At 64.9% G+C, this 14,798-nt stretch carries 12 protein-coding genes and 1 pseudogene; 6 read left to right on the top strand and 7 right to left on the bottom strand.

From position 1 onward, the window contains the following. Window positions 1-112 precede the first annotated feature (112 nt). Window positions 113-853, bottom strand: a complete 741-nt coding sequence (locus AC2W7L_RS08240) for a hypothetical protein (protein ID WP_486004059.1) — start codon at window positions 851-853, stop codon at window positions 113-115. A 176-nt stretch (window positions 854-1,029) separates the two neighbouring features. On the opposite strand from AC2W7L_RS08240, the gene AC2W7L_RS08235 reads away from it, so the two are divergent. After that, window positions 1,030-1,572 (top strand): peptidylprolyl isomerase, encoded by a 543-nt coding sequence (locus tag AC2W7L_RS08235; protein ID WP_486004058.1) that lies wholly within the window; start codon window positions 1,030-1,032, stop codon window positions 1,570-1,572. Window positions 1,573-1,609: 37 nt separating this feature from the next. Continuing rightward, window positions 1,610-2,305 carry a rhomboid family intramembrane serine protease gene (locus AC2W7L_RS08230; RefSeq protein ID WP_486004057.1) on the top strand — a complete coding sequence of 232 codons (696 nt, stop codon included), beginning with the start codon at window positions 1,610-1,612 and terminating at the stop codon, window positions 2,303-2,305. A gap of 376 nt (window positions 2,306-2,681) precedes the next feature. On the opposite strand, the gene AC2W7L_RS08225 is transcribed toward AC2W7L_RS08230, so the two are convergent. Next, on the bottom strand, window positions 2,682-3,395 hold the full coding sequence (locus AC2W7L_RS08225) for a cell division protein CrgA (protein WP_486004056.1): 714 nt from the start codon (window positions 3,393-3,395) through the stop codon (window positions 2,682-2,684). A gap of 552 nt (window positions 3,396-3,947) precedes the next feature. Between AC2W7L_RS08225 and AC2W7L_RS08220 the strand changes: the two genes are divergently transcribed. The 4 genes from AC2W7L_RS08220 (at window position 3,948) to AC2W7L_RS08205 (ending at window position 6,383) form a co-directional block, all read left to right on the top strand. Beyond that, window positions 3,948-4,898 (top strand): class E sortase, encoded by a 951-nt coding sequence (locus AC2W7L_RS08220; RefSeq protein ID WP_486004055.1) that lies wholly within the window; start codon window positions 3,948-3,950, stop codon window positions 4,896-4,898. Window position 4,899: 1 nt separating this feature from the next. Next, window positions 4,900-5,070 (top strand): hypothetical protein, encoded by a 171-nt coding sequence (locus tag AC2W7L_RS08215; RefSeq protein ID WP_167193066.1) that lies wholly within the window; start codon window positions 4,900-4,902, stop codon window positions 5,068-5,070. Further along, window positions 5,067-5,711 (top strand): anthranilate synthase component II, encoded by a 645-nt coding sequence (locus tag AC2W7L_RS08210; RefSeq protein ID WP_486004054.1) that lies wholly within the window; start codon window positions 5,067-5,069, stop codon window positions 5,709-5,711. The genes AC2W7L_RS08215 and AC2W7L_RS08210 overlap by 4 nt, the downstream gene beginning before the upstream one ends. A gap of 159 nt (window positions 5,712-5,870) precedes the next feature. Beyond that, on the top strand, window positions 5,871-6,383 hold the full coding sequence (locus AC2W7L_RS08205; protein ID WP_167200536.1) for a GyrI-like domain-containing protein: 513 nt from the start codon (window positions 5,871-5,873) through the stop codon (window positions 6,381-6,383). Window positions 6,384-6,446: 63 nt separating this feature from the next. On the opposite strand, the pseudogene pknB reads toward AC2W7L_RS08205, so the two are convergent. From pknB to AC2W7L_RS08180, 5 genes and pseudogenes are all read right to left on the bottom strand, one after another. After that, window positions 6,447-8,332, bottom strand: a pseudogene (gene pknB, locus AC2W7L_RS08200) (Stk1 family PASTA domain-containing Ser/Thr kinase). Window positions 8,333-8,448: 116 nt separating this feature from the next. Next, complete coding sequence (locus tag AC2W7L_RS08195) at window positions 8,449-10,293, bottom strand: protein kinase domain-containing protein (RefSeq protein WP_486004053.1); 1,845 nt, start codon at window positions 10,291-10,293, stop codon at window positions 8,449-8,451. Further along, window positions 10,290-11,759, bottom strand: coding sequence for a peptidoglycan D,D-transpeptidase FtsI family protein (locus AC2W7L_RS08190; protein WP_370035145.1), 1,470 nt, complete (start codon window positions 11,757-11,759; stop codon window positions 10,290-10,292). Before AC2W7L_RS08190 ends, AC2W7L_RS08195 begins: the two co-directional genes overlap by 4 nt. Next, on the bottom strand, window positions 11,756-13,396 hold the full coding sequence (locus tag AC2W7L_RS08185) for an FtsW/RodA/SpoVE family cell cycle protein (protein WP_486004052.1): 1,641 nt from the start codon (window positions 13,394-13,396) through the stop codon (window positions 11,756-11,758). The genes AC2W7L_RS08190 and AC2W7L_RS08185 overlap by 4 nt, the downstream gene beginning before the upstream one ends. After that, the gene (locus AC2W7L_RS08180; RefSeq protein WP_486004051.1) at window positions 13,396-14,763 is read right to left on the bottom strand and encodes a PP2C family protein-serine/threonine phosphatase; all 1,368 of its coding nucleotides are present in this window, start codon (window positions 14,761-14,763) and stop codon (window positions 13,396-13,398) included. The genes AC2W7L_RS08185 and AC2W7L_RS08180 overlap by 1 nt, the downstream gene beginning before the upstream one ends. Window positions 14,764-14,798 lie beyond the last annotated feature (35 nt).

Below are 14,798 nucleotides of genomic sequence, written 5' to 3'. Positions count from 1 at the left end.
CTGGCGCGAGGTTGCTGGGCCGCCGTCAGGTAGTAAGAAGGGAACAATACGTACAGAAGCACCGAGGCGGCCCACCATGAGGTGGGCCGCCTCGGTGACGGAGTGCAGTGACTCAGTGCTTGGCGTCGTTGCTCTCGGCGGGCTTGACGGCCGGCTTCGGAGCGGGGACCTCGTCGGCGGCATCGGCCTTGGTCGACGGCACAGCGGTCTGCGAGACCTCGGTGGGTGCGGCCTGGCGCGAAGCCGGGGTCGAACCGACCGGACGGGCGTCGGCGGGACGGTTGTTCGGCAGCGGGGTCGACCAGGGATCCTCGACCGGCTGGGCCTTCTTCCACACGTAGTAGCCGATTCCGGCGGCCGATCCGATGACGAGGGTCCACACGAGTGCGGCCTTTCCGCCACCGGACTTGCGAGCGGTGTCCTTCTCGATGCGCTTGCCGGCATTGGCGAGGGCCTTGCGGGCCTTCTTCATGGCCTTCTTATCACCGGTGAGGCGGACAGCGAGGTCATCGATGAGCTTCGGGGTCTCGACCGCGGACAGCGACGATGCGGCGTTCGATGCGAACTTGCCTGCGCGTTCGGTCGCTTCGGGGCGGTAGGACTCGAGCTTGTCGGCCCAGGAGTGGACCTGACCATTGGCCTTGTCGGCCAGGGCTTCGACCTGCGGACGAGCCTTCTCAGCAAACTCTTCGGCCTTTCCGGCCAGTGCCTCGACCTGCGGGCGCGCCTTGTCTGCGGCCTCACGCAGCTTCGGGGCTGCGTTCTCGCTGGCATCTGCCAGGACTCGGAGTGACGTCTGCTTCGCGGAATCGAGCTTCGAGGTGAGCTGATCTCGAGTGGGCTTATTCGACATAAACTGTTCCCAATCCTTAGATGTCGGAGGTCAAGTTGATCATTGACTAGTCTACGGCCTAGGGGCAAACCTGTGGACAGCGGATGTCATCGAATTGTCTGCGGATCGCCTGACAGGTTGGGCAATGGACCTGGTGCGAAACTGCATTCGCCGCCTCGGCGTGGAAGAATGAAGTCATGACTACAGCTTCTACGCATACCGCAGTCCTGCACACCAACCACGGTGACATCACCATCAACCTCTTCGGCAACCATGCTCCGAAGACCGTGGCCAACTTCGTCGAACTGGCCCAGGGCGAGCGTGAGTTCACCGATCCCTCGACCGGCGAGCCGACCAAGCGTCCCTTCTTCGACGGACTCGGCTTCCACCGCATCATCTCGAACTTCATGATCCAGGGCGGCTGCCCGCTGGGCACCGGCACCGGCGGACCCGGCTACACCTTCGACGATGAGATCCACCCCGAACTGCAGTTCGACCGCAAATACCTGCTGGCCATGGCCAATGCCGGCAAGCAGATGGGACGCGGCACCAACGGCTCGCAGTTCTTCATCACCACCGCCGAGACCCCGTGGCTCAACGGCAAGCACACCATCTTCGGCGAGGTTGCCGATGAAGCCTCGCAGCGGGTCGTCGATGAGATCGAGGGTGTGCGCACCGCTGCGATGGACAAGCCGGTCGAGCCGGTCGTCATGGAGAAGGTCGACATCACTGCGAAGTGAGTCACCGTCCGCAGAGGACACTGAGTACCATGGTGTGATGGACACACCTGAGGAGGGCTCGGCACGGGAAACCGGCCGGGCCCTCTCTGCATCCCCGCCGCTGATCACCCGCACGCTCCTCATCGTCACCATCGTGGCCTTCCTCGCGGAGCTCATTCCCGGCCTCGACCTGCTGCGGAGGCTGAGCTTCGTTCCCGCACTCACCCTCGAACAGCCGTGGCGGGTGCTCTCGGTCGCCCTCGTCCATGAGGAGCCGTCACCGTTCCACCTGCTGGCGAACATGATCGGGCTGTTCTTCTTCGGATCCTTCGTCGAGAGAGCCCTGGGGCACTGGAAGTTCCTGGCCGTATACGTCGTCGGCACCGCCGGTGGTTCGGCCATGGTGCTCCTGCTGGCAGACCCCTTCGACGTTGACTGGGTGACGAACCACATCGGCGCTTCGGGTGCGGTGTTCGCGATCGTCGGCGTCCTCTTGGCCCCGACACGCCGCCTCGACCGGAACATCACCGGGGTTCTCGTATTCGTCGCGCTCAACTTCGGCTACGGATTCCTCGTCGCGGGGGTGTCCTGGGAGTCCCACCTCGGCGGTCTGATCACCGGCTTCGTGCTCGGCTGTGCTGGGCTGCTGGGTCCGCAGCGATCGCGGACGCTGGTGTTCACGGTGACCTCGGTCGGTCTGGTGGTGCTGATTGCGGTCTGCGGGGCGTGGAAGATGGCCGGCCTCGGACTCTGAACCCGGCTCCGGCCTCGGACTCTGACGGATCGGCCGTTGCGGGGTGCATCCTCGGCGCTGTCAGGCTTTTACCAGACAAAAGCCGATCTGTGTGCACTCTTCGGTGGAAAATTCTCTGTCCACAAGCTCTATCCACAACGTGGATAACTTACACGTGTGTGTTTAGCCTGGTCAGAGAGCCATAATAAGTTTTCCACAAGTGACGCACCCGGCTTGGGTATAACTCGGCGCTTGTGGATTGTTGATACGGGGCAGCGGCTGGCGGGGTGCGCGAAAGTCCTGGTGAATGCAGAATGTCTGGTCGATCCGCGGTGTTCTGAGCGTGAGAATCACCGCGGATCGACCAGACAATCGAAGCGATTGCGGCCGGGACCGGCTACCGCCAGCGTGTGGACATGATCAGACCCGCCACGAAGAAGGCGAAGCCGATGAGGATGTTCCAGTTGCCCCACGCTTCGACGGGGAAAGCACCCTGAGTGATGTAGAAGGTGACGAGCCAGATGAGGCCGACGAGCAGCAGTCCGATGAGGACCGGCAGGAACCAGCTCGGGTTCGGCTTGATCGTCTGTTGCCCCGAGGTCGAGGTGTAGCTCGCGGTCTTGCGTCCCTGCGGCCGCTTAGCAGGATTGCCCGAACGGGAGGTGCGCTTGGCGGCCGTGCCCTTCGAGCCGGATGTCTTGGAAGACGATGCCTTGGAATCGGAAGCCTTCGAGGACTTCGACGACTTCGCGTCCTTGGTCGAGTCGGACTTCTTGGTCGACTTCGACGACTTCGCGTCCTTGGACTTCTTCGCGGCAGCCGTGGCCTGTGAGTCTTTCTCGGACGTCTTGTCGGAGGCCTCGTCGCCGGCGTCCTCGTCCGCGGAATCGCCCTTCAGATCGTCTGCAGCAGCCTCGGTCGCATCCGAATCGTCGTCCGTAACGTCGGCGACGTCGGTGTCGGCAGCCTCGGCGACATCGGTGTCGAGCGATTCGGTCTCGAGTTCCTCGACCTCGGCCGTCTCGACAGCTTCAGCGGATTCGGCCTGCTTCGCCTTGGCCGCCGACGAAGTGCGAGAAGTGCGCTGGGGGCGTCCTTTGGACTTGGCCACAAGTACTCCTTTGTCGGTCGACCGTCGTGGGGTCGCCGAATGAATGGTTGGGGACGATCGCAGACCAGTCTACTCGGGGCGGGGGTCACAGTGAAAAACTCCGACTACCCTGAAAGCGCCCCGAGCGCGCTCCGAACGTTGATTCTCATAGGATAAAGTGCATAAGGGTGTCCCCGCCTGTCTTCTTCGACGGCCCCCAGACAATGCAGTGACAGTCACGGAGCAGAAGTGGTGAATAGTTCCTCCTCGGGTAACGAACCGGGCGTGAATCCGCCCTCGCGACCCACTATCCGTCCTGCTCAGAGACGGCAGGCTCCATCTGACTCCGGCGACCAGCGCCACGGTCACGCTGCCGGCGGTTCCGGCGATCAGCCGTTGCCCAGCCGACGCGAGATGCGGCGCAGGGAAGCCGAAGCCGCCGCGGCCCAGGGAGAACCGACTGCGGTCTACTCCGACGCCCCGCCCGTCTATCAGCAGCCCCAGCAGCCTCAACAACCCCACCAACCCCCACAGTCCGCAGCTGGCCAGCAGCGTGGCCAGGCCACTCAAGCCATGCCCGCGGTTCCACAGAACGCTCCGGCAACGGCACAGCAGGCCCCAGCCGCGGCCGGCACCGGATACGCGGCCGGCAACGCATACGCGGGCGCACCCCAGCAGGGCGGACAGACTGCACACGGACAAGCCACGCACGGCCACCTCGGCGAGGATCAGCCTCAGAGCCGTCGCCAGACCCGACGCCAGCGCGGACGTCAGCCTGTGGAGAAGGAACCGCTCGGCCCGATCCGCGGGACCGTGCGCACTTTCGGCGAACTGTGCATCACGGCCGGCCTCGTCCTCATCCTCTTCGTCGTCTGGCAGCTGTGGTGGACGGACATCCAGGCCAACCGCGACAACGAAGTGCTCGCCGACGAACTCACTCAGGACTGGGCGAACCAGGACCCGAACGAACTGCCCGACGATCCGGACGAACCCGTGGTCGCCGAACCCGCGGGCAAGAACGAGGCCTTCGGCATCTTCTACATCCCGCGCTTCGGCGACGACTACTACCGCACCGTCGCCGAGGGCGTCGACCTCGAACCCGTGCTCAACCGGATGGGCGTGGGCCGCTATCCGAACTCGGCGATGCCCGGCGAGGTCGGCAACTTCTCCATCGCCGGCCACCGCGTGACCTACGGCAAGCCGCTCAACCAGATCGCGAACCTGCGCCCTGGCGACGAGATCATCGTCCAGACGAAGGACGGCTTCTACACCTACACCTTCCGCAACTTCGACATCATCCTCCCCGATGCCGTCGAAGTGCTCTCACCCGTGCCGGACGCACCCGAGTTCAAGGGCAAGGACCGGATCCTGACGATGACGGCATGCAACCCGATGTTCTCCGCCAGGGAACGCTACGTCGCCTATGCCGAACTCACGGACTGGACGCCGGCCACCGACGGAGCACCGGACAATATCAAGGACTCGAAGGCCTACGACAAGGTCAGCAAGAACGGCGGTGCCTGATATGTACGCATTCATCTGGCGGATCCTCCCGGGCAACTGGGTCGTCAAACTCATCTTCGCCCTCATCCTCATCGCGGCGGTCGTGTTTCTGCTCATGCAGTACGTCTTCCCCGTGATCGCCCCGTACATGCCCTTCAACAACGCCACCGTGACGGAGACCGGACAACAATGACCTCAATCCTCGTCATCGACAACTACGACAGCTTCGTCTATACGCTCGTGTCCTATCTGCGTGAGCTCGGCGCAGACGTCGATGTCGTCCGCAACGACGACATCCCGGCGACAGAGATCGCGGGGAAGGTCGGCAGCTATGACGGCGTTCTCCTGTCCCCGGGTCCCGGCGTGCCCGCCGAATCCGGGGTCTGCCCGCCCCTGCTGTCCTGGGCGGAGACATCCGGCATGCCCGTGTTCGGCGTCTGCCTGGGCCATCAGGCCCTCGGCGAGGTGTTCGGCGCCGAGGTGACCCACTCGCCCGTGCTCATGCACGGCAAGACCTCGACCATCACACACGACGGTGAAGGCATCTTCTTCGGCTGCCCGAGCCCGCTGACGGTCACCCGCTACCACTCGCTGGCGATCGTCGACGAGACCCTCGACCTCGAGAAGTTCACGGTCACCGCCCGCACCGACGACGGCATCGTCATGGCCATCGAACATCGCGAGCAGCCCCTGTTCGGCGTCCAGTTCCACCCCGAATCCGTGCTCACCGAATGCGGATACCTCATGCTCGGCAATTGGCTCGAGGTGTGCGGCCTCGAGGGTGCCGCCCAGGCCGCGGCGGGTATGTCGCCGTTGGCGACCGCGATCGCCTGAGAAATCCCGCCGATCCCTGATCGCAGGGTTCTCGCCGAGGCGGCCGATCGTTATGATCGTAACCACAGTGATCCCTGTGCACAGTCGATCCGAATCCGCGCCGGGATCCGTGCACGCACACAGTGGTCGTGCACGAGCGACGAACAGGAGACAGCGACGATGTCAGAACCGACCTATCTGCGCGAAGAACCGTTCACCGAACTCACCGTCATCGAGGTCCCGGCCACTCCGGCGGCGGTCGTCGAAGGCCGCGAAGTGCCCATGTCGGACCTGCCGGAACTCTTCGATTCCACGTTCAACGGGCTCTTCCCCGTGCTCTCCGAGGCGGGAATCGAACCCGCAGGACCGGCCTTCGCCCTCTACACCCGGCAGCCGAGCGAAACGGTGGATCTGCAGGTGGGGATCTCCACCTCGGCGGGCCTGACGAATGCACAGCCGATCGCCGGCGGTCGTATCGTCATCCCGGCGGAGCTTCCCGGCGGTTCCATGGCCGTGCGCAGCCACCTCGGCGGATATGACGGGCTCGGGGAAGCCTGGGCGCAGCTGGTCAAGGACGCGATGGCGGCCGGGCATGGTCCGGGACTGCCGTTCATCGAGCTCTATGTCACCGAACCAAGCCCCGAGGCGGATCCCGCCGATATGCGCACCGACCTGTTCCTCACCCTGGAGTGAGAGACAGCGGCCGGGCCAGTCGATGACTGACCCGGCCGCTGTGCGCTGCGAGGACCGAGAGCTTCAGTTGCCGATGACTTCGGACCAGTTGTCGAAGAGCCCTCCGCCCATCGAATCCTTGTCCTTGTCTTTGTCTTCGTCATCTCCGCCGCCGTCATCTCCGCCGTTGTCGTCGCCGGGAACGGTCGGAATGCCGCCGGGGACCGAGGGAATCGAAGGCGAGGGCTCCGGCGGCTTCTTGGCCACCTTCACGGTGACCTCCGAGCCCTGCTTGACCTCGCTGCCGCCGGTCGCGGACTGTTCGAAGACCTTCTTTTCGGCGTGGTCGGCGGTCTCGACCTCTTCGGTCTTGCAGGTGAGCTGGTACTCATCGCCCTCGAGGGTCTGGCAGGCCTCCTCGGCGGTCTGACCGGTGACATCGGGGACCTCGACCATGCCCGAGGAGACGACGAGGTCGACATTCGAATCGACGTCGACTTCCTGACCGGTACCGGGCTTGGTCTCGATGACGACGCCCTTCTCCACATCCGGGGAATTCTGCGAGATATGGGTGCCGGCCTGCAGCTTCGCGTCGTTGATGACCTGCCGCGCCTCCTCCTCGGTCTTGCCGGAGACATCGGGGACCTTCACGGACTCGGGGCCCGACGAGATGATCAGCTTGACCACGCTGTCCTTCTCCACCCGCTGACCGCCGGGAGGATCGGTCTCGATCGCCTTGCCCTCGTCGACCTCGGCGCTGTACTTCTCGTCGCGGTCGACGCGCAGTCCCTGTTGGATGAGGGCTGCCTCTGCCTCGTCGGCGTCCATATCGGCCACATCCGTGACCTGGACCTGAATGACCTCGGGGGGTTTGTTGATCTCGTACACCCACAGGGCCACGGCGGCCAGGGCGAGGAGGACGAAGATGCTGCCGATCCAGACCCAGGCGCGCGACCGCTTCTGCGGCGGCCGCTCCTCCTGGTTGGTCATGATCGTCGAGACCGGCCCGGTCTCGGGAGCGGCCTCGGCCTCGTTGGCATGAGCCATCGGAGCGGTCATCGGCGGGGCCATCATCGGATACGCCTGCGTGGCGTCGACGTCGTCCTCGAAGCTCATGGGGCGGCCGTCGCGGGCGGCGAGTACGTCCTCACGGAAGGTGTAGGCGTCCTGATAGCGGGAGTCGCGATCCTTGAGCAGAGCGTGCAGCAGGAGCCGGTCGACGGCCGGTGGGATGTTCGGGTTAAAGAAGCTCGGCGGCTGCGGGGTCTCCCCGACGTGCTGGTAGGCCACGGCCAGCTGGGAGTCGCCGACGAATGGGGGACGGCCGGCCAGCAGCTCATAGAGGAGGCAGGCGGTCGAGTACAGGTCGGAGCGGGCATCGACGACCTCGCCGCGAGCCTGCTCGGGGGAGAGGTACTGGGCGGTGCCGACCACCGACTGGGTCTGCGTCAGACCCGAATTGTCCTTGAGCGCTCGGGCGATCCCGAAGTCCATGACTTTGATGTCGCCCTCGGGGTGAGCATGACGTTCGCAGGCTTGATGTCGCGGTGGACGATGCCGTTGCGGTGGGAGTACTCGAGTGGAGCCAGCACCCCGGCGATGACATTGAGGGCCTCGTCGACGGTGAGTGTGCCGTGCTCGTTGAGGACTTCGCGCAGGGTCTGACCCTCGACGTATTCCATGACGATGAACGGCACGGACACGGACGAGCCGCCGGATTCGACGAATTCCTCTTCTCCCGAATCGTAGACGGAGACGATTCCGGGATGATTGAGACCGGCAGCGGACTGGGCCTCGCGCTTGAGCCGGGTGTGGAACGACGGATCACGGGCGAGATCGGAACGCAGAAGTTTGATGGCCACGCGACGTCCGAGACGGTTGTCGACGCCCTCATGCACTTCTGCCATGCCCCCACGGCCGAGGAGCGCACGAACTTCGTAACGCCCCGACAGCACCTTGGGTTCACTCATGTATGTCCTCCGCTTGTCTCACCCGGTCTCACGGTTCATTCTCACCTGAACCGGGTCGAGTTTCAGTATCTCAAACTCTTCGCTTCTCGTAATCGCTGGTCAGTATCGCTCAATGTCTATTCATCGCCGGGGTTTCCGATCGGGTCGCCGAGGGCATCCGAGCTGCTCAGCCCGCCCGGATTGTCGCCTGCCCCGTCATTGCCGCTGTTCGGGTTCGAGCCGCCGTTGCTATCGGACGAAGCCGAATCTCCGGAACTCGACGAGTCCGAGCTGCTTGAGCTGTCCGACGAACTCGAGGAATCCGATTCGCTCGAGCTCCCGGAGTCCGACGAGGAATTCGAAGAGGAGTTCGACGAACTCGAGGAGTCCGAACCGGTGTCGCTGTTCGCCGAGTCGGATCCGGAGTCCGAACCCTGGTCCTGCGAATCGGACGAGGAACCGGAGTCCGAGCTCGACTCGGAGTCATTGCCCAGCCCCGAATCGGATCCGGAGTCAGAGGCCGGTTCCTCGGGCTGTTCGGCGGGTCCGGCAGAGATGTAGAGAGTCACGGTGTCGCCTTCTTCGAAGGTGTATCCGTTGTCGCCTTCGCCGACGTCCGCGACGGTGCCGGCTGCCCGATCCGAGTTGATATCGGTGGTTTCGACCTCGAGTCCCTTGTTCTCGAGGTTCTGCGTCGCCGAGGATTCCGTGAGTCCGATGTAATCGTTCTTATCGATCTCGATCGTCTTCGCCGCCTCCGAGGTGGGAGCCGAGGTGGACGGTTCCGGTTCGGGTTCGGCATTGCCTCCGCCGAGGAAGAACCACAGCAGGGAGCCGACGGCGATGAGGGCGATGATCGCGAGGATCCAGATGAGGATGCGGCCCTTGTTCGACTGCTTGTCCTTCTCCAGATCCTGGTTCTGCGGATCGTTGGGGTCGATCTGTCCCGTGTTTGCGGCGGCTGCACCCGCTCCTGCGGCACCCGCGCCGGCGATTCCGGCTGCGGCACCGTTCGGGTACACCTGAGTGGCGTCGTTCGACGAGGTGACGGGCAGGGTCTTCGTCGTGGCTGCCGGCTCCGGATTGTTGAAGACCTGGGTGAGCGCTTCGGACGCGGCGGCACCGTGACGCATCTGCGGCACGAGCTCCTCGGCTCCGGCGATGTCACCGGCGGAGAGCGCCTCGGCGGCCTTGGCGACCTTGAAGGCATCCGAGGGACGACGTTCGGGCTTCTTCTCCAGCAGGCAGTCGACGAAGCGGCGCAGCGGTTCGGAGACCGTGTCCGGCAGCGGCGGGTGTTGCTGATTGACCTGGGCGATGGCGATGGCCACCTGCGAGTCCCCGGTGAAGGGACGCTGACCGGCCAGGGCCTCATAGGCGATGATGCCCAGGGCGTAGAGATCGGATCCGGGTCCCGATCCCTTGCCGGTGGCCTGCTCGGGAGCGAGGTACTGGGCGGTGCCCATGACCTGCCCGGTCTTCGTCAGCGGGGCCTGGTCGGTGACTCGGGCGATGCCGAAGTCGGTGATCTTGACTCGGAAGTCCGGCGTCATGAGGATATTGCCGGGCTTGATGTCACGGTGGATCACACCCACCTTGTGCGCGGCGCCGAGGGCCTGAGCGGCCTGGGTGACGATCGAGAGCGTATCGGTCTCGGACAGGGGCGCGCTGCGTTCGATGATCGCCGACAGTGCTTCACCGGGCACGTATTCCATGACGAGGTAGGGCGAACCCTGCTCGTCGCCGTAGTCGTAGACACCGGCGATTCCCGGGTCGGAGACACGACCCATGTTCTGGGCCTCGGCACGGAACCGGGCGAGGAAGGTCGATTCGGAGAGGTATTCGTCCTTGAGGATCTTCGCGGCGACCTCACGGCCGAGTACGGAATCCACACCCTTCCAGACCTCACCCATGCCGCCGACGGCGATGCGGGAGGTGAGTTTGTAACGGTCGCCCAACAGGGTGCCTTCGACGGGTCTCATTTCTCGACCACCGCTTCCATCATGTTCTTCGCGATCGGTCCTGCGACCGTCGCACCATAAGCTTCATTGCCCGCGTTTCCGCCGTTCTCGACCACGACCGCGACCGCGACCTGAGGGTCATCGGCCGGGGCGAAGGAGATGAACCAGGCATGGGGCGCCGCGCCCGTGGCGTGCTGGGCGGTGCCGGTCTTCGCTGCGACCTTCGTGTCGCCCATCTTCGCCACCGAGGCGGTGCCGTCGTCGACGACACCGGTCATCATCTCGGTGAGCTTGTCGGCCGTATCTCCGGACACGGCGCGCGACATCTGACTCGGACGGGTCTCGGAGATCGGTTCGAGGGTGTTCGCATTGAGCACCCTGTCGACGAGCTGAGGCTTCATCATCTTTCCGCCGTTGGCGATTCCCGCAGTCATCATCGCCATCTGCAGCGGAGTCGACCGGACCTCGTACTGACCGAGCGAGGACTGAGCCAGCTGCGGCGGATTGAGGTCGGACGGGAATGAGGACGGGGTGACATTAAGAGGGATCTCGAGATCCTCGCCGAAGCCGAACTTCTCGGCCTGCTTCGCGATCGCGTCCTCTCCGAGGTCCATCCCGAGGGAGGCGAACGAGGTGTTGCAGGATTCGGCGAGCGAATCGGCCAGGGTCGGCTTGCCGCCGTTGCGGCACGCACCGGGATGCGAGTTGCCGATCGTCGCCGTCGTCTGCGGAAGATCGAGCGTTGCCGGTCCGTTGAGCTGCGAATCGGGATCGTAGTCACCTGATTCCAGAGCGGCCGCTGCAACGAGGACCTTGAATGTCGATCCGGGCGGGTACAGGTTGCCGCCGATCGCGCGGTTGTAGGCGGGCTTGCCGTCGGCAGCTTCGAGGTTCTTGTAGGCCTCGCTGGCTTCGGTCGAGTCGTGGCTGGCCAGGGCGTTGGGGTCCCAGCCCGGGGTCGAGGCCATGGCCAGGATCTTCCCGGTCTTCGGGTCGAGGGCCACGGCCGCACCGTTCTGGTTGCCCAGCCCGTCCCATGCGGCCTGCTGCACCTTCGGGTCGATGGTCAGCTCGACCGCTGCGCCGCGTGGCTGCTCACCGGTGAAGAAGCTGCCGACCTTGTCGTAGAACAGGGCGTCGGAATCGCCGGAGAGGTAGTCGCCGGCGGCGCGCTCCATGCCCGAGGCTCCGGACACGACGGAGTAGTAGCCGGTCAGCGAGGCGTAGGCGCGCGGATCGAGGTTCTCAGAGCCGTATTTGCGCTGGTACTTGTACTTGTCGTCGACAGGCTCCGAGTACGCGATCGGGGTGCCGTCGACGAGGATCGGACCGCGATCACGGGCCAGCTGGTCGAGGATCCGTCGGTTGTTCAGCGGATTGTTGTTCAGCGAATCCGCGGTCACGTACTGCACCCAACTCGTCGACCCGAACAGGAGCGCGAACATGACGAATCCGACGACGGCGATATGCGTCAATGGCTTCTTCATCGTTCACCTCCGGTGGGTCGTTGGTCGGTGGGATCGGTGTCGTTGGATGTCCCGCCGCGCTTGAGTGCGCGGTCATCCGCGGGCGGCAGGTTCGTCGTCGGGGCTTCGCCGTCGAACTCACGGGAATCGGCCGGCGGCAGATTCGTCGTGGGAGCATCCTCGTCGACGGTGCGCGCCGAGGCGGCCGTGCCCTGTGCGGGAACGGCTCCTTCCGCGTCCGCTGAGTCCACCTCCGCGGCGGGGGCGCCCGCGGGAACGGGCTCGGGATCCTCGGTGATGGTGAGCACGCCGGTGTGGAACTCCTCCACGGGGCGCCTGGCGTTGTCCGAGATCCGCAGCAGCAGGGCGATGATCATCCAGTTCGCGATGAGCGAGGATCCGCCTTGGGCGAGGAACGGCGTGGTCAGACCCGTCAGCGGGATGAGGCGCGTGACGCCGCCGACGACGACGAAGACCTGCAGGGCGATCGTGAACGACAGGCCCGTTGCCAGCAGGGTTCCGAAGCCGTCGCGCAGCTGCTGAGCGGTGCGGATTCCGCGCTGGAAGATGAAGAGGTAGCAGAGCAGGATGACGAAGAGTCCGGCCAGGCCGATCTCCTCACCGAAGCTGGCGTAGATGAAGTCGGATTCGGCGTAGGGGACCATATTCGGTCGGCCCTCGCCGAAGCCGGTGCCGATGAGTCCGCCGTTGGACATGCCGAACAGACCCTGCACGAGCTGGTAGGAGCCACCGGGAGACTTGTTGTACTCCTCGGCGGTCAGCGCATTGAGCCAACCGGACACACGCTGGCCCACATGGGAGAAGAGGAATGTGGCGGCAACCGCGCCGGCGGAGAAGAATCCGAGGCCGAGGATGATCCATGAGACCTTCGAGGTGGCCACGTAGAGCATGGCGACGAAGAGACCGAAGAAGAGCAGCGAGGTGCCGAGGTCACGTTCGAAGACGAGGACGCCGACGCTGGCGACCCAGGCGACGACGATGGGGCCGAAGTCGCGCAGACGGGGGAAGCGGATGCCGAGGATCTTCGGGCCGGCGGCGACGAGCTGGTCCTTGTAGGTGACGAGGTAGCCGGCGAAGAAGATGGCCAGCAGGATCTTCGCGATCTCACCGGGCTGGAACGACAGCGGACCGACGCCGATCCAGATACGGGCGCCGTTGATGGTCTTGCCGATGCCCGGGATGAGCGGAAGCAGAAGGAAGACCAGAGCGGCGAAGCCCGAGACATAGGTGTAGCGGCGCAGCCAGCGGTGGTCGCGGACGACGAAGATCACGACGATGGCCAGACCCACGCCGAGGCTCATCCACACCAGCTGGGTCATCGCCGAACCGAGGTATTCGTCGCGGCCGAGGTCGACACGGTAGATCATGGCCAGGCCGAGTCCGTTGAGCAGCACCGCGATCGGCACGAGCACGGGATCGGCGTACTTCGCCTTGATCCACACGATGATGTGGAGGATGACGCCGAGAGCCGCCAGCCATGCGGCATAGCCGTAGACATTGGCCGGGATGGTGTCTTCGACGCCGAGGCCGACCAGAGCATAGGCGCTGGTGGCGACGGCGATAGCCAGGATCAGGAGACCGAGCTCCGCCAGACGGTAGGTTCTGGGGCGCGCGGTCTGCGAGGGAGCCTGGTTCATCACTGCGACTCCCGGGTGATGGCGTCACTGGGGTCCGCGGACTTCGAATCCGGAGGTGATGGCGCCGGGTCGCTCGGACTCGTCGAGTCCTGCACGTCGCCGGACATGCCGGAGGAGCGATCGGATTCCTTGCGGAGATTGTCGATGATGCGATCGGCCTCATCGCGTGAGCCGGCGGGAATAGATCCGCGGAGGCGGTCCTGGGAGTAGCTGTTGAGGCTGCCGACCTCGATGTCCGTGGTGTCGACGAGGCGGCTGAGTTCGATGGGCCCGAGCGTCGTGTCGAGGCCGCGGTAGAGGGAGACCTTGCCGTCGTCGTTGGCGACGTAGTACTGGTGGCTGACGTAGTTATAGGCGAAGAATCCGCCGACGGCCAGCGCGACGATCACGATGGCGGTGATGATCCACCCGAGGTAGGACCTTTTCTCGACCTCTTCGTCGAGGTCGGCCTCCTCGTCTGCAGCGGTGTTGGTCCGCAGCTGCTGAGTAGTGCCGTCCCGAGCTTCGACGTCCTCGCCGTCTACGGTCTGGATCGGTGCCGTGTCGGCGGATGCGTCGTTGTCGGCGAAGGTTTCGTGGGCTTCGGTGTCAACGGCCGCCTCGGCGTCGGGGTTCGCACCGATCGCGGCGTAGCGGGGGTTGAGGTGGACGGAGCCGACGGACACGCCTTCGGTGGTCTCGACCTCGCCTTCGAGGACATCGCCGACGACGACGGTGACGTTGTCGGCTCCGCCGCCGGCCAGGGCCAGGTCGATGAGCTGACGGCAGGCCTCGTCGGGGTCGGCGACCTCTTTGAGCACGCGGGTGATGTCGTCGATGTCGGCGAATCCGGTCAGACCGTCCGAGCACAGCATCCAACGGTCACCGACCTGGGCCTCGCGCAGGGACAGGTCGAGGTCGGGGGAGGCCCCGACGTCGCCGAGGACCTTCATCACGACCGAGCGCTGCGGGTGGGTCTCGGCCTCCTCGGGGGTGATCCGGCCTTCGTCGACGAGCATCTGTACGAAGGTGTGGTCGTGGGTGATCGGCTGGAGCTTGTCGTCGCGCAGCACATAGCCGCGGGAGTCGCCGATATGGGCGAGAGCGAAGCGGTTGCCGGGAGCACGCAGGAGGGCGGTGACGGTGGTGCCCATTCCGGCGAGTTCGGGCTGTTCGCCGACGCCGCGGCAGATGCGGTCGTTGGCTTCGAGGATCGAGGTGCGCAGGATTTCGAGGGCGTCCTCGCCTCCGGGCTCGTGGTCGAGCTCGGCCAGGCGGGAGACGGTGATCGCCGAGGCGACGTCTCCGCCTGCGTGACCGCCCATTCCGTCGGCGATGAGCAGGAAATTGGGTCCCGCGTAGCCGGAGTCCTGGTTGTTCTTACGCACCAGCCCGGTGTGAGACCGGGCTGCCGAACGGAGAG

It is taken from the genome of Brevibacterium sp. LAARM3_SD1 (assembly GCF_057364765.1).
This window is presented reverse-complemented; position numbering and strand designations above follow the sequence as displayed.